Annotated in this window: 16 protein-coding genes and 1 pseudogene; 13 read left to right on the top strand and 4 right to left on the bottom strand. The window is 65.7% G+C overall.

Features of this window, described 5'->3' with window-relative positions; translation table 11 throughout:
* The first annotated feature begins 3 nt into the window (after positions 1–3).
* Entirely contained in the window at positions 4–375 is a 372-nt protein-coding gene (locus BDD21_RS27250; protein ID WP_120800322.1) for an SRPBCC family protein, read from the top strand.
* A gap of 75 nt (positions 376–450) precedes the next feature.
* Here BDD21_RS27250 and BDD21_RS27245 read toward each other — a convergent pair whose 3' ends face one another.
* Positions 451–4,461: a TIGR02452 family protein gene (locus BDD21_RS27245; RefSeq protein WP_245970049.1), complete on the bottom strand. Its 4,011-nt coding sequence runs from the start codon at positions 4,459–4,461 to the stop codon at positions 451–453.
* A 71-nt stretch (positions 4,462–4,532) separates the two neighbouring features.
* A complete protein-coding gene (locus BDD21_RS27240) occupies positions 4,533–5,063 on the bottom strand; it encodes a MerR family transcriptional regulator (RefSeq protein WP_120800321.1) in 531 nt (176 codons plus the stop codon).
* A 1,578-nt stretch (positions 5,064–6,641) separates the two neighbouring features.
* Here BDD21_RS27240 and BDD21_RS27230 point away from each other — a divergent pair.
* The 8 genes and pseudogenes from BDD21_RS27230 (at position 6,642) to BDD21_RS27195 (ending at position 12,942) form a co-directional block, all read left to right on the top strand.
* Positions 6,642–7,268 (top strand): hypothetical protein, encoded by a 627-nt coding sequence (locus tag BDD21_RS27230; protein ID WP_245970048.1) that lies wholly within the window; start codon positions 6,642–6,644, stop codon positions 7,266–7,268.
* 34 nt (positions 7,269–7,302) lie between these two features.
* Positions 7,303–7,578, top strand: a complete 276-nt coding sequence (locus BDD21_RS27225; RefSeq protein WP_120800319.1) for a DUF4258 domain-containing protein — start codon at positions 7,303–7,305, stop codon at positions 7,576–7,578.
* A complete protein-coding gene (locus tag BDD21_RS27220; protein WP_120800283.1) occupies positions 7,575–7,775 on the top strand; it encodes a DUF2283 domain-containing protein in 201 nt (66 codons plus the stop codon). Before BDD21_RS27225 ends, BDD21_RS27220 begins: the two co-directional genes overlap by 4 nt.
* Before the next feature lie 5 nt (positions 7,776–7,780).
* Entirely contained in the window at positions 7,781–8,407 is a 627-nt protein-coding gene (locus BDD21_RS27215) for a phospholipase D-like domain-containing protein (RefSeq protein WP_245970047.1), read from the top strand.
* A 599-nt stretch (positions 8,408–9,006) separates the two neighbouring features.
* Entirely contained in the window at positions 9,007–9,189 is a 183-nt protein-coding gene (locus tag BDD21_RS28970) for a hypothetical protein (RefSeq protein WP_245970046.1), read from the top strand.
* A gap of 97 nt (positions 9,190–9,286) precedes the next feature.
* Positions 9,287–9,853, top strand: a pseudogene (locus BDD21_RS27205) (transposase); the annotation flags it as partial.
* 273 nt (positions 9,854–10,126) lie between these two features.
* Complete coding sequence (locus tag BDD21_RS27200) at positions 10,127–11,983, top strand: IS1634 family transposase (RefSeq protein WP_120800318.1); 1,857 nt, start codon at positions 10,127–10,129, stop codon at positions 11,981–11,983.
* 206 nt (positions 11,984–12,189) lie between these two features.
* Complete coding sequence (locus tag BDD21_RS27195; protein WP_147431255.1) at positions 12,190–12,942, top strand: tyrosine-type recombinase/integrase; 753 nt, start codon at positions 12,190–12,192, stop codon at positions 12,940–12,942.
* Positions 12,943–13,005: 63 nt separating this feature from the next.
* Here the strand turns inward: BDD21_RS27195 and BDD21_RS27190 are convergent, their stop codons facing one another.
* Positions 13,006–14,190 (bottom strand): hypothetical protein, encoded by a 1,185-nt coding sequence (locus BDD21_RS27190; protein ID WP_120800316.1) that lies wholly within the window; start codon positions 14,188–14,190, stop codon positions 13,006–13,008.
* An 84-nt stretch (positions 14,191–14,274) separates the two neighbouring features.
* On the opposite strand from BDD21_RS27190, the gene BDD21_RS27185 reads away from it, so the two are divergent.
* On the top strand, positions 14,275–14,562 hold the full coding sequence (locus BDD21_RS27185) for a helix-turn-helix domain-containing protein (RefSeq protein ID WP_120800315.1): 288 nt from the start codon (positions 14,275–14,277) through the stop codon (positions 14,560–14,562).
* 405 nt (positions 14,563–14,967) lie between these two features.
* Here the strand turns inward: BDD21_RS27185 and BDD21_RS27175 are convergent, their stop codons facing one another.
* Positions 14,968–15,246: a hypothetical protein gene (locus BDD21_RS27175; protein ID WP_120800313.1), complete on the bottom strand. Its 279-nt coding sequence runs from the start codon at positions 15,244–15,246 to the stop codon at positions 14,968–14,970.
* A gap of 252 nt (positions 15,247–15,498) precedes the next feature.
* On the opposite strand from BDD21_RS27175, the gene BDD21_RS27170 reads away from it, so the two are divergent.
* From BDD21_RS27170 to BDD21_RS27160, 3 genes are all read left to right on the top strand, one after another.
* Positions 15,499–15,789 carry a hypothetical protein gene (locus BDD21_RS27170; protein WP_120800312.1) on the top strand — a complete coding sequence of 97 codons (291 nt, stop codon included), beginning with the start codon at positions 15,499–15,501 and terminating at the stop codon, positions 15,787–15,789.
* Between the two features lie 174 nt (positions 15,790–15,963).
* A complete protein-coding gene (locus BDD21_RS27165) occupies positions 15,964–16,704 on the top strand; it encodes a hypothetical protein (RefSeq protein ID WP_120800311.1) in 741 nt (246 codons plus the stop codon).
* Positions 16,705–16,892: 188 nt separating this feature from the next.
* Positions 16,893–17,123 carry a toxin-antitoxin system HicB family antitoxin gene (locus BDD21_RS27160; RefSeq protein ID WP_120800343.1) on the top strand — a complete coding sequence of 77 codons (231 nt, stop codon included), beginning with the start codon at positions 16,893–16,895 and terminating at the stop codon, positions 17,121–17,123.
* Positions 17,124–17,375: the final 252 nt, after the last annotated feature.

Below are 17,375 nucleotides of genomic sequence, written 5' to 3'. Positions count from 1 at the left end.
CCCGTGCACAAGGTCGACCGCATCATCGAAGCCCCCGCCGGCGTTGCCTGGCGGATCTTGACCGACACGCGTGAGTGGCCGTGCTGGGGGCCGAGCGTGCGCGCGGTGGAGGCACCAGCGGATCTGATCGGCCCGGGCATGCGCGGGCGGATCCAGACCCCGGTCGGACTCTGGCTCCCGTTCGAGGTCACCCGCTGGGAGCCCGAGCGCGCATGGGCTTGGAGCGTCGCCGGCGTCGAGGCAACCGGGCATCGCGTCGATCCGCTCGGACCCGCGCGCTGTCGCGTCACCTTCGAGATCCCGCGCTGGGCACCCTTCTATCGCTTGGTTTGCGATGCGGCCTTGCGCCGGATCGAGGAGCGGGCACGGACTTGAGCTGGAAACGATACTACGCGGAACCGTTGACGGCGTATGAGTTCTCGGAGAAGCGACTCAACCCCAAAAACGGCATCAGCCCACTCCGCGAAACCGGTCCGCGAACGGCGCCAGAAACCGCCGCTCCGGCGACCAATCGGCGACAGCGAAGACCACCTGCGCGAAGGCGCCGGCATGCAGCATCAAGGCGTCGTGGAAATCACCCGCGGTGCGGCGCGGCTCGTTGCCGAATGCACCGCAGCCCCAGGCCCCGAGCACCAGCGCGGTGTAGCCGTGCGCTCGAGCGATGGTCAGGACCCGCCCGATGCGCTGCAGCAGCAGATCGCCGGCCAGCGGTTGGCCGACTCCAGGTGCATAGGGCGCGGCGCAGGTGATGAAGCTCAGCGGCCAGTGCGCATCGAGGGGCGTTCCGTCGTCCGTGCGGAACACCGGAACATCCGGAGAGAGAATCGCCCAGTCGGTGGAGTCCGGTAGAGGCCGTTGGCGATGGGCCTCATACATCGGATCACCGCGCAGAGTCGCGAACAGCGCGCTCGAACGACACAGTACTTCCTCCTGTGCACGGGCGCCGTGCAGGAATCCGCCGCCGGGCTCGATGCCGTTGGCGAAGTTCAGCGCAAGGACCCGCTCGCCGGTCTCGGTCAGGCGCTTGGCTGCGACGAGCGTGGTCTCGTTGGCCACCTGCACGCCGGTCTGGCTCCAGCGCGGCTCGGTCGCGGGTGCCAAGGCCGCATCGGGCGGCAAGCTGCGCTTGGCGGAGACAGCCGCGGCGACCGCCTCGCCCCAGTGGACCGGTTGGCCTGCGCGGTCGATATAGACACCTCGCTCGATGGCCTCCAGTGCGCTGCGTCCGAGTCGGGCGGCAGACTCCCTCGAAACGGCAAGGTCGGCGCGGCAGCGCTGTGCGCGTGCCTCGGAATCGAGATACGGCAGAGCGACCAGGCGGACCGCGGTGACATCCAGATCGGGGTGGTGCCCGACCCCGCCGTGCAGCGACCTTCCAAACTCGTCAGCGAACGGCCCGAAGAACCCCCGCTCCGGTGACCCGTCGGTCACGGAGAACACGACCTCGGCGAAGGCGCCTGCCTGCTCGCGCAGTGCCGCGTGGAAGATCGCGGCGATGCGCGCCGGGTCATTGCCGTAGGTACCGCACCCCCAGGCCCCCAAGACCAGCGCCTCATACCCGAAGGCACGCGCGACGGCCAACACCCGACGGATCCGGCTCTCCATCAGCCTCGCCGAGACCTCGACCCCCAGCGTGGGCGCGTAGGGTGCCGCGCAGGTGATGACGCTCAAGAGCCAGGGCTTCTCCAGCGGCGTACCGTCATCCGTTCGGAACACCGGTACATCCGGGGAGAGGATCGCCCAGTCGGTGGAATCCGGCTGTGATCGGGTCTTGTGGTGCGCGTACATCGCATCCCCCTGGAGGGTCGCGAGAAGCGCGCTGGAGCGGCAGAGCACGCTCTCCTGGCCGCGGTTGCCCTGGAGGAACCCACCGCCCGGCTCGATACCGTTGCCGAAGTTCAGCGCCAGCACCCGCCGGCCCGGCACGCTCAGCCGCCGGGCCGCGGCCAGCGTGGTCTCGTTGGCGACCTGGATCCGCGTGGCCGAAAAGACCGGCGACAGCGGACCGGGCAAAGGCGCATCGGGCGGCAAACTGAGCTTTGCGGCGACGGCCGCTTGGACGGCACCCCGCCAATCGACCGCGCGACCAGCGGCATCGGTATAGAGACCGGTGCCGAGTGCCGTCACCGTCGCCTTGCCCCACATCGCGGTCTGCTGACGCGGGATCGCCCGCAGCCGCGCGCTCGTCTCGGCGCGTTCCGGGCTGTCCACGGCCGGCAGCACCTGAAGACGCGGCGACGGTCGCGACGGCTCGCTACGGAGCCTGCCGCCGTCTTCGGCACGGCCGGACTGCCGGTTCCTGTCGTGATAGAGGCGCTCCTTCAGGGCGCGCGGGGACTGCCGCGTGCGATGCTGCTCGCACTCCCCCTCAAGTGCCTCGGCCAACGCCCGGAGCGCGGGATTGTCCGCCCCGTAGTCGCGAATCGCCGCGGCGCCTTTACGCAGATGCGCCCGTGCTTGCTTGAGATCGCCCGCGCGGTTGGCGGTGGTCGCCGCAAGGCGAGCCCGGCTCGCGAGCATCTCCCCGACCCGCTGCTCGACGGCACCATCGTGCGGCTGTGCCTTGCGTCTGGCACTGTCGACCCAGGTCCAATCGAAGCGGGTCTGCGCCAAAATCGCCTCGCCGTCGCTGACCCGCACCTGGACCGCGCAGTCGGTGTCTTGCGCGCCGGCGGGGAAACGCACCGCCACCAGCAGATCGAGCACCTGATCGCTGACCAGATCGCCGGGCTGGATGGTCAGGGTCCGTTTCCCGGACGTGCTGCGCCAAGGTCCGAGCACCTCCACCTGCAGATCGGCCTCCCAGCCGAGCTGGATCTGCGGCGCGACGCAGACGACCTCGAGCGCATCGCCCAACTCGCGGTTAAGGACCGGCACGATCGTCTCGGCCTGGGCAATGTCGTGGAAGGCGCCGCCCCCGGCATCGGCCAGTGCGCCGAGGAGGGCCTCGTCGTAGTCGTCGCCGACCCCGAAGGTACCGGTGACGACACCGAGCTGGCGCAGTGCTCCAGCATGCCGTGCAAGCTCCGCGGGATCGACGATGCCGTGGTTCGCATGACCACCGGTCAGCAGGAAACAACGGTGCAGGCGCTCGGCTGTGTCCGTGCGCCCGATCAGCCCGCACCCGGTGAGCCACCCCCCGGCCAGATCGGTACCGCCGCGCGGCCCGATCCCGTCCAAGACCTGTGCCGCCGCGGCCTGCGCCTCGTGCGCCCGACACAACGGCAGCAGGGTGTCGACCTGCTCGTCGAACACCACCAGCGCGACCCGGTCTTCGGACCCGAGACGCGCGATGGCCGTCTGCGCCGCCGTGCGGGCTTGCGCCCATTTGCCGCCGCCCATCGATCCCGAGCGGTCGAGCACCAGCGCCAGATCGAGCGGCAGCCGGGTGCCGACCGTACGCGGGACGCGCAGACGCAGATGCAGGTACCGTCGGCTGCCCCCGAGGCGCCGGATCAGGCGTCGATCGGTCGCCATCTCCAGGCCGAGCCGTCCGGGGCGCGCCGCGCCCTCGCCGGGCTCGGCCGTGTCCTCGTCATCCTGATCGACGGCAAAGACACACAGATGCACCGAACGTCCATACTTAACCAGCGCACCGCCCGCCAGACCGCGACCGAAGAGCCGCCAGTCCTCGCCCTCGCCGAGGGCCGCGAAGTGCTCGACATCGGCCGCGGCGATCGCATCGAGCCAGGCCCGCGGCGCGTCCGGCGCCGGATCTGCGATGGCGTCGTTGTCCACATCGAGCGCATCGAGTGCGTAGCTTTCCACGAGAGTGCCCAGGGCCGCGGCGAGGGTCACGGGACTGTCGAACAGATCGAGACCGACCAAGCGGCCGTTGACGGCAAAGAGCGCCCCGCATTGGCTCGGCTGCGGCGTGAAGGCGTTGCGATAGGCTTCGAGCGACGCGCGACGAGACGCATAGATGTCCGCCGCCGCCCCGGTGGCGGAGGCGACCCCGAAGCGCCGCGACTTCTCGGCGATGTCGCGCCAGACCGCACCCTGATCGCTCTCGCGCGATCCACTCCGACGCATTGAACCGGTGACGTCGGCCGCCTTGCGGGCACGTCCGGTCGCAAAATGCGCGCGGCGCGCACTGGTGAAATCGGTCGACTGGGCCTGCCAACGACCCTGCTCGACACAGGAGACCGGAATCACGATGCTCTTGTGAGCCGGGGCCAGGATCGTCAGGTTGAGGATGCGGTTCTGTTTGGCGCCGATCAGCTCCTCGCCATCGAGCAGCAGCACGGGACGATCGCCGTCGTTGACGAAGCACAGCTCCGGCACCGAGCCCGATTCGGAGACCTCGGTCACTCGGGCACTGTCGTCGGCCAGGGCGGCATCGAGCAATCGATAGCCCGGCTCGGCCAGGCCGTCGGCCAAGAGCGGGAACAGGGTCAGACGACCGTGCTGCATCGGCGATCCGATGGTCACGCGGGACAGGTCTTCGGCGATGACGGACATCGTGATATCTCCTTGAGGTGTCGCGGCCGGCGCACGCCATTGATCGCGCGCCGGTGTCCCGGGGTCCCGGTTCAGTCGTTGCCGACGAACAGCCGCTTGGCCTGTTCCAGCAATGCCTCGAGCCGGCGTTGATCGGCGCGGGCCAAGGGCCGGCGCACGTGTAATTCGATGTCGGGATGCAGGGTGATCCGCTCCCAGGTACTGCGGGTCGGCGTCTTGGAAGCCGCCGCCTCATCGGCCCCGTGAGTGGGCGGCGTCTCCGGGATCGTCTCGCCTTGGCTCGACCGAGCCATCACCCGGCGCACATAGTCGGCGGCCGAGCGCGGCTCGTTGGAGACCGCGCCCTCTACCTCGGCGAGCGCTTGCGCCACGCCGGCAGGATCGAGTCCGGCCAGCCGCGACTTGATCAGGGCCAGCGGCTGGTGGGCATCCTGCAGGCGGCGGATCAGCCGGAGCCGATCGAGATGCTCCCGGCTGTAGCTCGCCGCCGGGCCCCGACCGTTGGGCGACGGCAGCAGCCCTTCGGCGAGGTAGTAGCGGATCGTCCGCACCGGGACGTCGGCGGTGCGGCTCAGGCTGTTGATGTCCAGGGTCTCGTTCATGGGAGCTAGTATAGACAGTGACAGCGTCACTGTCTATACAGCGATACGGAGAAGGGAAGCCGCGCAGGTTGAAATGTCGGAGGTCTCTCACCCATACCCCGGCGGAGCATAGTTCGCTCCGGCGCACTTGGCGGATACTTCGGCCGTTGTAACGTATGCTGCCCACCCGCCAAGGCGCCCGCCCGCGGGCAGCCCCATGATGCCGACATCCTCACCATGCATCGTCAGTCGTCGAAGTCACGCACACACCGACTCCTCATCCTGCTGCTCCTCGGGAGCCTTTGGACCTTGGTCTGGAGCCTGGCCTCGGTATTGGCGCCCTCGCTCGCACGCGAGACACTACCGTCGTTGCAGGCACGTTTGAAGCCGATCGGCATCGGCTTGGGCGATGTCGCCTTCTCGGACCTGCGGATCACCGGAGAGTCGTGTGTCGCTCGTGAATCCGTCCGGGGGCTCCTGCGGCCGGACGGACTCGCTCCTTGGCGACGACCTGTTTTGATGCCTACCGGGGGCCGCTCCGCTCTCCTTGCCTCGCGGGAGCGTGCGCGCCGGTCGCTGCCGACACGTCGCACCCGCCGCAAAAGCGTAACCGAACGCGATGAGCCGCCCGGTTGCTATTGAAATTCGCCGGAGCGAGCGCCCCCTGCTCCCGCGCAAACACCCCCTCGCTTCATTCCAGTTTCAATAGCCATTCTTATACGTCCTCCGGCGTCCCATGAATACGCCATGCGGGCCGTACCAATACGCCGAGCCCGTGCTGACGCTCCCGAAACGGTCTCGAGAGTTGCACAACCCGAGCGGGCCTCCCAGAAAACGGTCTCGAGAGTTGCACAACCCGAGCAGGCCTCCCAGAAAACGGTCTCGAGAGTTGCACAACCCGAGCAGGCCTCCCAGAAAACGGTCTCGAGAGTTGCACAACCCGAGCAGGCCTCCCAGAAAACGGTCTCGAGAGTTGCACAACCCGAGCAGGCCTCCCAGAAAACGGTCTCGAGAGTTGCACAACTGGATCCGGCCGGAGGCGCGCTCGGCGCTATATGGACCGATGGCCCTCGCGGTCCATATAGCGCGCGAAACGGAGGGGTGCGGTCCATATAGATAGATTATGGGACGATGCCCCCTGGCGGTCCATATAGACTGCGTTTGCGCATGCGCCCGCAACATCGCGACGCCCCCCCGGGGGCCTGCCCGGCGGCGCCCGCGCCGACCTCCGGCGCTGCGCCGTCGCCGGAGGTCGGCGCGCCCCCGAATGAACGGCGCGCCGGCCGAAATGATAGATGCGCGCATCCCCTATACGCATCCGCCCGCCGGCGTGCCGCCCCGCGGACCCTCCGCGCATTCGGCTTTTCATTCACCTAGAGCTATAGATCGCGCCTCTATTAAATAGCGAGGTCAGCGCTGCCGTCATCGCCGTATTCACCCCTTGCGCACACCCGCACGCTATGCGAATAGCGTCCACAAGCTGTGGATCAGCGCCCGCGCGTCGCCCGACGCGCTTCCCAGACCGCCACGGTGCGAGCCCCGCCTGACAGATCGCTCTCTCCGTGCGCGCCGACCCTCAACGACGAGCCGGACCTTCAAATGGCCGGCTACGCGGCGGCGCTGAAGGTCTTGACCGGCTACACCAGTCTCGGCGGCGAGGACGTGACCGCCTTTGCCCTGCGTCCGCGCCGCAAGGGCGAGACCACGGTGGTCGACGAGATCGTCGAGCAGGAGGCCGAGACCGCCAACGGTTTGCTGGTCCCCGAGGGACTCGAGCGCGAGACCTGCCAGGCCATCGGCGGTATCCAGCGCTTCTATCTGCGCATGCTCGACATGGAGACCACCGGGGCGTCCAAGCTCGACAACTACCAGAACTTCGCCAAGGCGTTTCGGGTCGACGACGATGCGGCGGTGATGGCGAGCACCAAGCCCAATGCGGCGCGGCTCAAAGCGGTCACCGAGTTCAAGCCGCGCGATCTCACCGACCGCACGGAGCTGGGCGCCACCCCGCTTGCGGCCCTGTTCATCGCCATCCAGGAGTTCCTGGCCGACAAGGATCCCGAGATCGTCATGGCCAACCTGCGCGACGCGATCCCGGATGATCTGCACCGCCGCCCGCTGCTGATCGACATGACCGCCTTCATGGCCGCCAAGGCCCGCGGACTCGGGATCCGCCGCGCCGCGGAGGCCATCGCCAAGCCGATGCGCAATCAGCGGTTGCAGTAGATCGGCTCGAACCCGAACCGGCGGAGCACACCCCATGAGCGAGAGTTTCAGCAGTGCGCGATTCGGTAAACGGGTCTGGTTGACCAATCACGCCATCGAGTCGATGGCAAAGCGGCAGGTCACCCTGGTCGAGGTCAAACGCCTCGTCGAGGAAGGACAGTACGAGGTCAAAGCGGGATCCCACGGTTGGATCTTCCATCACTTCACGTCACGATCGGATCATCTCGTCTGTGCGGCCGTGGCGACGGATCAGGCCATCATCATCAAGACCGTCACGGTCAACTGGACACGCCGGGAGGAAGGTTCATGAAGATCGTCTACTACGAAGAGGACGACACCCTGTTCATCGAGTTCTCGAAGGATCCCATCGTGCGTGACGAGACCCTGAGCTGGAACGTGAACATCGGCTACTCGGCGGCCGGTATCGGCGAGATGACCATCCTGGATGCACAGAAAAGCGGGTTTTACCCGTTGCAGATCGAGCGGGTGATCTCCGAAGCCGCCTGAGTGTCGTGATCAACCGCTGCTCCTCGCGCACGCATCGTCTCGACCGGAGCTTTCTGGCCAAGCAACTCCAAGGCGTGCGCAGTTACCGGCGCATTGCCGGCTACTTCACCAGCTCGCTGTTCGAGATCGCCCATGAATGGCTGGAGTCGGTGGCGGACGTGCGCATCGTCTACAACGTCGATCTGCGGGTCGCGCAACTGCGCGAGGCGCGCATGCCGGGACGCTGGAACGAGCGCTCGATCGAGGCCGAATCGCTGCTCAACCGCGAGCGTTATCGGAGTCTCGATGCCTTTCTGGCCCGGCGCGGCCAAGTGATCCTGGTTGCACCCGACAGCCTCTGCGGCTTTCTGCACGGCAAGGCCGGCGTGATCGAGCAGGCCGACGGGCGCAAGGTCGGCTTCATCGGCTCGATGAACGAGACCCGACACGGCTGGCAGAAGCACTACGAGATCCTCCAGGAGGACGATACGCCCGAGGACGTGGCCTGGATCGAGGCCGAGTCGAGCGCTTGTGGAACGCGGCGAGGCCGCTGCCCGAGGCGGTCTGCCAGGAGGTTCGCCGGCGCGGGCGACGCTTCGAGGACGAGCTCGGCGAGATCACGACCGAGGAGACCCTCACCCCGGCGGCGCTGATCGAGTCCCCGCGGTACCGCGAGGCCTGTCGCTGCAACCCTGGCAGCAGGGTTTCGTCACCGAGTGTTGAGTACGGCCACCTTCCCTGATGGTTTCTTCCCCTTAAATCGTCATCTTTCATGAGGGAGAGCGGAGGGCCTCCCTCGGGGTGCTTGAAAAACGGCCCCCGTCGGGAGAGTCTCTTGTTTGCGAAGACAAAGAGACTCCATCAGTGTGCCACGCCTTACTTGAAAGCCCCACGCTTTTCGCCTTGCTGCTGCACAGCGACGAGGACCTCGCCGAGGCCACCCGAGAGGGCGGTTGCCCCGCCTGCGGCGGCACGCTGCATCAGGCCGACTACCCCCGTAACCCCCACGGCTGTCCGGAGCCATGGCGCGAGGCGTTCGCCACGCGTCGCAGCTTTTGCTGTGCGCAGTGTCGGCGACGCCTGACGCCGCGCTCGGTGCGGTTCTTGGGCCGGCGGGTCTATCTGGGCGTGATCGTCGTGGTGGCCTGCCTGCGTCATACCGGGGCAACACCCCAAAGCGCACGCCTTGGCCGCGACGTTGGCGGTCCCGATCCGCACCCTGCGACGCTGGCAGACCTGGTGACGGGAGCAGTTGGCGCAGACCCCGCTCTGGTGCGGTGCGCAGGGCCGCTTTGTCCCGCCGGTGGATCTGCAGCAGGCGCCGGGGAGTCTGCTCGAGCGCTTCCTCGGCGATGCCGCGGCCGCCCTGGCGGGGGTGCTGCGCTTTTTGAGTCCCTTGACGAGTCGTTCGTGCAGGCTGCACGAGGGCGGCTGACGCCACGCAGAGGATGCAACTCGAAGGCATCCGGGTCCCCTGCTAGGCTGATCGCGACGGTGCCGGAACCCCCCGGCACCGTCGCCGGGAGACCCGGATGCCGATTCCCATCGAGGTTCCGCAACGCGAGCGGTGGGCCCGCGTGCGCTTTGCGATCATCGGACCCTTGCTCGCCGCCCCGCCGCCCCGCCGCCGGACGGCGACCTGCAGGCGGCACTCGCCGCCTTGGCAGCCAAGACCTGGCGCCATCCCGTCACCGGCCTGGATGTTCGGTTCGGTGTGTCGACCCTCGAGCGCTGGTATTACGCCGCCCGCGCCGCCCCCGATCCGGTGGCGGTGCTGCGCAATCGCGTGCGCGCCTACCGCGGGGCCTTCCCAAGTGTGCTGCCCGCCGCACGCGAGGCCCTGCAGGCACAGTACCGCGATCATCCCGGCCTGCTGGACCGCCCAGCTGCATCGCGACAACCTGGTCGCGACCCTCGCCGGCACCGTCACCCCGGTGCCGTCCTATCCGAGCGTACGGCGCTACTTGAAGGCCCACGGGATGGTGCGTCGCGCCACCCCCAAGCGCGATACCGCCGGCGCGCTGGCCGCGCGCGATCGCCTGGAACAGCGCGAGGTGCGCAGCTTCGAGGTCGAACATGTCTCGGCGCTGTGGCGTATGCGCAGTACCGCATTATGCGCAGTCGGATTTCATGTGGTCGGACAGGGTACTTGAATACCCTGGGGATTTCGCTAGGGCGGCGCGTCTATCGCAGCACATAACATGACTACTCCACCCCTAGCCCATCTTTAACACGGTCGGGGCCGATTTCGTGCCCGCAGGCGATCTATGCCATTAATTTATATGTACACGGTCGCCAAAATCTGAAAAGTAGTGCCATATTATTTCGGCCTGGCCCTAGGCACCCGGCAGCGCATGGGCTAGCGTACGGGCATGTACATCCGTCGCACCCACACCCGCAACAGCGCCACCGGCGAGCGCTATCACACCCACCGGCTGGTGTGCTCCACGCGGGTCGGCGGCAAGGTCCGGCAGATCACGCTGCTGAACCTCGGGCGCCATTTCGCGGTGCCGCCCCCCGAGTGGCCGACGCTGTGCGTGCGCCTGGAGGAGTTGCTCGGCGGGCAGGGCGTGCTGCTGAAGGTCGAGATCTCGGCGGAATTGGAGCGCACGGCGCAACGCCTGGGCGCCCAACTGCTGGCGCGGCAGCCGGTCACGACCCCCGCGCCGTCGCCGACACCCGAAGCGCCGACACCGGACGCATCGCCGACTCCGGCGGCACCGCCCGAACTCGACACCATCGAGGTGGACTCGCTGATTTTCAGCCGTCCGCGCTCGGTCGGGGTGGAGTCGGTGGGGCTGTGGGCGATGGCGCAGCTGGAGTTTGCCACCCTGCTCGAGACCTTGGGCCTGAACGCGCCCGATCGCACGGCGATCCTCGGGGCGATCATCGCCCGCATGGCCGCGCCGGGCTCCGAGCGGGCCACCCGGCGCTGGTTGGTCGAGACCAGCGGGTTGGGCGAACTGCTGGACGTCGACTTCGAGGCCATGAACCTGATGCGCTTCTACCGCGCTTCCGATGCCCTGCTGCGCCACCGCGCCACCATCGAGAAGACGCTGTTCGCCCGGGTCAGTGAATTCTTCGGGCTGGATTGGACGGTTACGCTCTACGATCTGACCAACACCTTTTTCGAAGGCGAGGCGGCGGGTAATCCCCGAGCCAAGCACGGCCATTCCAAGGAGAAACGCAGCGACTGCCCGCTGGTGACCCTGGGATTGGTGCTCGACAGCAGCGGCTTTGTGCGCCGCTCCGAGGTCTTCGACGGCAACGTGGTCGAGGGCACGACCTTGGAGGGCATGCTCGCCGGGTTGGGCGCCCCCGCCGGCGCTCTGGTGGTGATGGATCGCGGCATCGCCACCGAGGAGAACGTGGTGTGGCTGCGCGCGCAGGGGTATCGCTATCTGGTGGTGAGCCGGGAGCGGCAGCGCCAATTCGATGCGGACGCGGCGATCTCGATCCAGACCGCCGGCGGGGATCCCGTCGCCGTGCAGCGTGTCCTCGACGCCGCGGGCGAGGAGGTTCGCCTCTACTGCTATTCCGAGCGCCGGGCCCACAAGGAAGAAGGCATCGCCGAGCGGTTTTGCACGCGCTTCGAGGCGGCCCTGCAGGCCCTGCACGAGGGACTGGCCCGCCCGCGCACCACCAAGCGCATCACCAAGCTGTGGGAGCGCATCGGGCGGTTGAAGGAGAAGAGTCACGGCGTCGGGCAGCACTACAACATCACCGTCGAGCCGGATGCCGGCGGGGTCAACGCCCAAGCCATCCGCTGGGAGCGCCGGCCGGTCGACGGCACCTTGGTCACGCACCCCGGGGTCTATTGCCTGCGCACCAACGAGCTGACGTGGGATTCGGAGCAGCTGTGGCGGACCTACGTCATGCTCACCGACCTGGAGGCGGTGTTCCGCTCCTTAAAATCGGAGCTGGGTCTGCGCCCGGTCTACCATCAGACGGCGGAGCGCGCCGAGGGACACCTGTTCATCACCGTGCTCGCCTACCAGTTCGTCCAGATCATCCGGCGGCGCCTACAGGCGCACGGCATCACCGACCGGTGGTCCAGCCTGCGCGCGATCCTCGCCGGTCAATGCCGGGTCACCGCCACCTTCCGCCGTCCCGACGGGCGTGCCCTGCATGTGCGCAAGGCCACCCAGCCCGAACCGGCGCAGCTGGCCATCATCCGAGCCCTCGGCAGCGACCCCGTCCCGGGAGGTGTGCACAAAATGATTGTCTGATCCCTCATCCCGAAGAATGGCATGTTTGTAGTGCCACTCGCCCACTTCGTTTGGCGTAAGCCAATGAAAGACAAGGGCGCTTTGGATGGGGTGTTAAACTTGGGCTAACAATTTGGAGTACGTCATGCTCAACGACTACGTCGTCGATCCCAGTGCGCAGGAGCGGCTTCGCCGGGGAAGCGCTTGCAGCCCACCAATACACCGACATGACGATCCGCAGCTATATCGGGGCTGCCGATCGGTTCATGACGTGGTGGGCTGACGTCTCCGCAGGGGCAGCCTTACCCGGACCGGACCATGCGTGCTTGGCCGGGTATCGGGAGCATCTGTCCGCCGCTGAGCACCCAGGCGCGCGAACTCATGAGCGGGGCAACGCCTATTGCGGGGCCCGGCGCTTCTTGGTGTTTCTTCAGCACACCGGCATCATCCCGACGATGCCTCCGGCCGGCCGCCCACGGCAGGAGCTGGAGATCCGGTTTTGCAGTTGGATGCTCCAGCACCGGGGGGTATGCCAGAGCACACTTGACGGCTACGCTCGGGTCGTCGACCGGTTGCTGACAGCCATCGGCACTAAGCCGCGCCTCTACACGGCCGAGCAATTGCGCGCCTTTGTCCTCTCGCAGACGCAGGGTTGGAGCCACAGCAAAGCCGACACGCTGAACCTTGAACTCGCGGAGGTGGAGCGGATCATCGACGCATGCGACCCGAGTACCCCGCTGGGGGCCCGCGATCACGCAATCGTGCTCCTGCTTGCCCGTCTGGGCTTACGCGCCGGCGATGTCGCCGGCTTGCGCTTGAGTGACATCGACTGGATACAGGGTCGCATTCGGGTATCAGGCAAGTCGCGACGCATGACATGGCTCCCATTGCCTGGGAGGCGTGCACAAAATGATTGCCTGATCCCTCATCCCGAAGAATGGCATGTTTGTAGTGCTACTCGCCCACTTCGTTTGTCGTAATCCAATGAAAGACAAGGGCACTTTGGATGGGGTGTTAAACTTGGGCTAACAGATCCTGCAGCGCTATCCAAGCGCGTCTATCGTCGGAACATTATGCCAATATGCCTCGGCCCCGATCCCCCACTGCGGTAGGCAAAGTAGTTCGGCGATTTGGGAGGGCGGCAGTTCTCTCAGCCGCTCAAAAGCGCTGGGATCACCGAACTCACCATTGCGTATGCTCTCAAGCTTGTTCAACATTTTCGTTCGAAGTCGCGCATGTTCCGGGGCGAAACCACCTGAGCGTCCGTGGATCTCTCCCGCCAGGGCGCGTGCGCTGTAGTAGGTCTGCGCCGTGGTTACGCCGAGCGAGAGGTGTTCCAAGAGAGTATCTAGTGCCGAGATCAGGCGGGGGTGAGGTTCCGTCTTCAACGCGAAGCGGCGCTGGCACCAGGTTAGGGCGGCCACGGCCTCGGCGAGGGCGACCTCGCGCCACACAGCCACGATCTCTTCCTTTGGATTCGTGTCATTCCGGTGGTCGATGAGGTCGCTCAACTGCTTTAGATAGCGGAAGTTTTCATCGGCCGTGCGTCCGAGAGCAAGACGCCACTCGATTTCCACCAGGTTTTGCTCGATATAGCTGAGGACGTCTGTCTCCGGAACATCAAGCAGCTGGTCGGGATCAGGCGCGACGAGATCGCTGCGGTAGAGCGCCAGAAGCATCTCCGTTGCATACCGGATGGTTGGTGCGATCGTGGTTCCGATGTTCAGCGGCGCCTGAATCTTAGTTCCGGTGTCATCGAGCCCCGCGATGGACGCCGCGAGATATAGTGCTTGACGGAGGTTAAGCTCCTTTGGCTTTGGGCAGCGGTTGAGAGAATCCTCCCAAGCGCGGCGCAACGACTGCTCGCGAGCAACCACCGTTGGCGACAAATAGCTTGGGGTGGCACCACGTTTCTTCCCTGCCCTGCAGGTATCGCATCGGCAATTCCCCGAATCATTGTGGCCGCAGTTCGGACACTGAGCGACCTTCCGCCTGCCGAGCCGTGTCGCCGGACGCGCACACAACGGCACCCGGCAGTGCGGGCACAGGCGTTGATGATCGGGCTGGGGTGGATAACGCGCGAGGAACGAGGCGGCCGTTCCGGCGATCCCGAACTCCGCCATGATGTCCTTGATCTTGTCCCCGGCGTAGTACCGGGATAGCGCCTCCTTCTGTTCGTGCGGCAACAGGTCGGCGGGCTCGCGCGGCGGCTTGGCTTCGGCTCTCATGCCCTGAATGCTACGATATTCGTAGTATCCGGGGCAACCCATTTGTAAAGATTCTCTTGGCCCATTTGAACATGAGGTTCGAGCGTGGGCGCGCACGAGAGTCCCAACTGTCCGGTAGCCCGCCGGCTCAAAGAAGCCAGGCTGGGTGCAGGGCTGTCCCAACGACGATTGGGAATCGCTGCCGGCATCGATCCCGGCACCGCCAGTACGCGGATCAACCGATACGAACGTGGCGCGCACATCCCGGACTATTCGACGTTGACGGCCATCGCCCATGTGCTCAATGTTCCGGTCGCCTGGTTCTATGCCGACCGGGACGACCTCGCTTCCTGGATCCTTGCCTTCGACTCATCCTTGTCCCCCCGAAACTGAGCATCAAAGAGGCCACGGTGGCGATTTGAGGCTCCGGCGACGAGGCTCGTGTAGATGTAGCAACCTGCAAACATCCGGCGCTCGGCCTGCAAACATCGCCGATTTTGGCCCAGATTCACTGCCAATATCGGGGCATCCGAGCCTACATTAGTTGCCGATAAGCCCACGCTCTTTGCCAACAGCCTGCAAACATCCAGGTGGACTCAGATTGTTTGCCAATGCTTCCGCCCCCCCGGATCTGCGGTGTCGTCACACCGGCAGGCCTGCAGCTGCGCATGCAGCTCCCGGGTCCGACCGGGAGCCAGATAGCCATGGAGAAAGGGGCGGATCTCGGTCGGGCGAACGTTGATCGTGGGCTGGAGACCCGGTCAACCGATTTCACCCTTCGCGAGGGCTTCAAGCGTCTCACCCACTGAGTTCGCTCACGGCGCCCAAGCATTCGGCAACGGCGTCGGGGACATCGCCCTGATGAAGGAGGTTACGAACAAGTATCAGGCTTCGCTGCACCTGTGCGAGGTTGCGGACGGATTCCCAGCTCATGGCATCGTCGATGTGGAACAGAGCGCGCTCCCGGCCCTCGAAGCCCGGGTGCTCGGCGACTTCTTCACGGAGGTACTGCCACGCACCCTGAAGATCGGACAGGATGGCTTTCTCGTAGAAGGTCGGCTCAGTATCGAATCCCATCTTCTCGGTCGGCCGTTTGCAGATAATCCGGGCTGGTTCGGATGTTTGCAGGCTGTTGGCAAAGAGCGTGGGCTTATCGGCAACGAATGTGGGCATGAGCCCCCGGATATTGGCAGTTAATCTGGGCTGAAATTTGCCATGTCTGCAGGCTGGGCGCCCGATGTTTGCAGGTCGCTACAACTACCAGATGACGGAAGCGATCGAGAACCTCTCGGATCGCATCCACGTACGCACGGCCCGCTGTTCGTAGCGGTGCCGGCCGGTGTCGGCCGCTTTGCGGGCGATGTCGAGGGGGCGAAGAACGCCGACATCGAGGGCCGGACCGAGGAGGCAGTCCGTCAGGCGGTGAAACGGGAGTTCGATCCGGTCGAGGGCAGCGCCTTCGTGCGGGAGGATGTGCTCAGTTCCTTCATCCGGGTGCCGGAGGCCCTGCCGATCGAGCTGCCCTCGGCGCGGCTTGCGGAAATCGCGGACGCGGCGAAGACGCTGCACCGGATCATGGGGGACCGGGCCGAGCTCACGGGGATCAGGACCGAGGAGTAGGGCGAAGGACGCCATTCCGAACGCCCTCGAGGCCGCGGCGGGTTGTCCTGATCCTCCCGGAGGGATTGCACCGGAGCCGGGATCTTCATGGAACTAAAAAAATCACAGGAAAATCATAGGAAAAACGTGTAAGACTGGTTAAGTGTCCGGGGGGGAGAGGCCGTGGAACATAAAATGGAATACAAACTCAAGATCGATGCCTACACGCCGGACACGATTCCGATGGCACGGTTGGCCGAATACATGCTCGATCTCGCCGTACTACTCGGCGAGAAAGAACATGTGCACTTCGCGCGCCTGGAAACAGGAAGCACGATGCTTGTGCAAAGGATCGACAAGGAGTCGGTTCCCAAGGTTCGTGCCCGTATCGGCACCTTGAACGTGGCCAAGGGCGAGGGGGCGGAGGATGCTTTGCGCGCCTTCAAAGCCCTGGATCGCCGATTGGCCGAGGACAACGCCGTGGGTCGCCTCTACCGCGAGGACGGTGCGGAGATCATCTTCTTTCCGGGTTGCGAGAAGGTCGGGCCCCTGACTTTCGGGGCCTTTAGCCAGGCGGGTAGCCTGGACGGTATGCTCATCAAGATCGGTGGCAAGGACGATACCGTACCCGTGCATCTTCAGGAGGGTGGCGTTACGCATATCTGCAACGCTACTCGTGATCTGGCTTGCCGCCTCGCTCCCTATCTGTTCACGGCCACGCTGCGAGTGCGCGGCACCGGACGATGGGAACGTGATGCCGAAGGGGTCTGGATTCTCAGGCGCTTCAATATCGCTGATTTCGAGGTTCTGGACGATATGCCGTTACCTGCCGTTGTCGCGCGTCTGCGCGGCCTCCCCGGCAACGGCTGGAAAGCCATGGATGATCCCTATGCCGAGCTGCAACGTCTCCGCCATGGACCGGACGAGGCGCATTGATCGTTGTCTTCGATGCAACGACGCTGCTCTTTCTGTTGGACCCCGAGGCGAAAGTTCCACCGACCCCAAGACCGGCGAGACCGTTGCCGGAGTCAACGAACGAATGGCCTTGCTGGTCTCCGAGCTCGAGAAGCGCAAGGAGAGGACTTTCTGAAGGAGTTGCAGACGTGACATCAGTGACAGTCGTCTTGCCCGACGAGACCTACCGTCGTCTGGACGAGATCGCGCGCTTGCGCGGCACCAGTATCGACCGGCTCTTCGACGATATGGCGGCCCTGATGGTCGCGGAGTCGGACGCCGAGACCCGCTTTCGTGCTCGGACTCGGCGGGGACACGGCAAAGCCGAGAGGGGGCTCGGGTTGCTGAGTATGGCGGCGCCGGACAGAGTGGCGAGGGCTAGTCTCCCTCCGACACGCTGACGGATGATCTGAGGTGACCGGTGTCGCCGTGGCGTGGGCTATCGGATAGCGCCGAAGAGGCGATCCGCGATCGACGCTGCCCGAGGGTTATTCCACATCGTCTTCGGACGCTTCAATCCTTCAGCCCGAAAGCTGCTCCTTGATGTCGGGATTCCCGCCGAGCGCCTGTCACACCAACGCCCGACCCATCCCTTTGCGTGCCGTACAATAAACGACGGGTTAAGTGACGGATTTTGTGCACCCACCAGCGCT

It is taken from the genome of Thiocapsa rosea, assembly GCF_003634315.1.
In the GTDB taxonomy this organism is placed as follows: domain Bacteria; phylum Pseudomonadota; class Gammaproteobacteria; order Chromatiales; family Chromatiaceae; genus Thiocapsa; species Thiocapsa rosea.
This window is presented reverse-complemented; position numbering and strand designations above follow the sequence as displayed.

Excerpts from the sequence above, each read along its gene's own strand:
- BDD21_RS27245 (WP_245970049.1), bottom strand. The coding sequence starts at position 4,461 with ATGTCCGTCATCGCCGAAGACCTGTCCCGCGTGACCATCGGATCGCCG.
- BDD21_RS27240 (WP_120800321.1), bottom strand. The coding sequence starts at position 5,063 with ATGAACGAGACCCTGGACATCAACAGCCTGAGCCGCACCGCCGACGTC.
- BDD21_RS27230 (WP_245970048.1), top strand. The coding sequence starts at position 6,642 with ATGGCCGGCTACGCGGCGGCGCTGAAGGTCTTGACCGGCTACACCAGT.
- BDD21_RS27225 (WP_120800319.1), top strand. The coding sequence starts at position 7,303 with ATGAGCGAGAGTTTCAGCAGTGCGCGATTCGGTAAACGGGTCTGGTTG.
- BDD21_RS27220 (WP_120800283.1), top strand. The coding sequence starts at position 7,575 with ATGAAGATCGTCTACTACGAAGAGGACGACACCCTGTTCATCGAGTTC.
- BDD21_RS27200 (WP_120800318.1), top strand. The coding sequence starts at position 10,127 with ATGTACATCCGTCGCACCCACACCCGCAACAGCGCCACCGGCGAGCGC.
- BDD21_RS27195 (WP_147431255.1), top strand. The coding sequence starts at position 12,190 with ATGACGATCCGCAGCTATATCGGGGCTGCCGATCGGTTCATGACGTGG.
- BDD21_RS27190 (WP_120800316.1), bottom strand. The coding sequence starts at position 14,190 with ATGAGAGCCGAAGCCAAGCCGCCGCGCGAGCCCGCCGACCTGTTGCCG.
- BDD21_RS27175 (WP_120800313.1), bottom strand. The coding sequence starts at position 15,246 with ATGGGATTCGATACTGAGCCGACCTTCTACGAGAAAGCCATCCTGTCC.
- BDD21_RS27165 (WP_120800311.1), top strand. The coding sequence starts at position 15,964 with ATGGAATACAAACTCAAGATCGATGCCTACACGCCGGACACGATTCCG.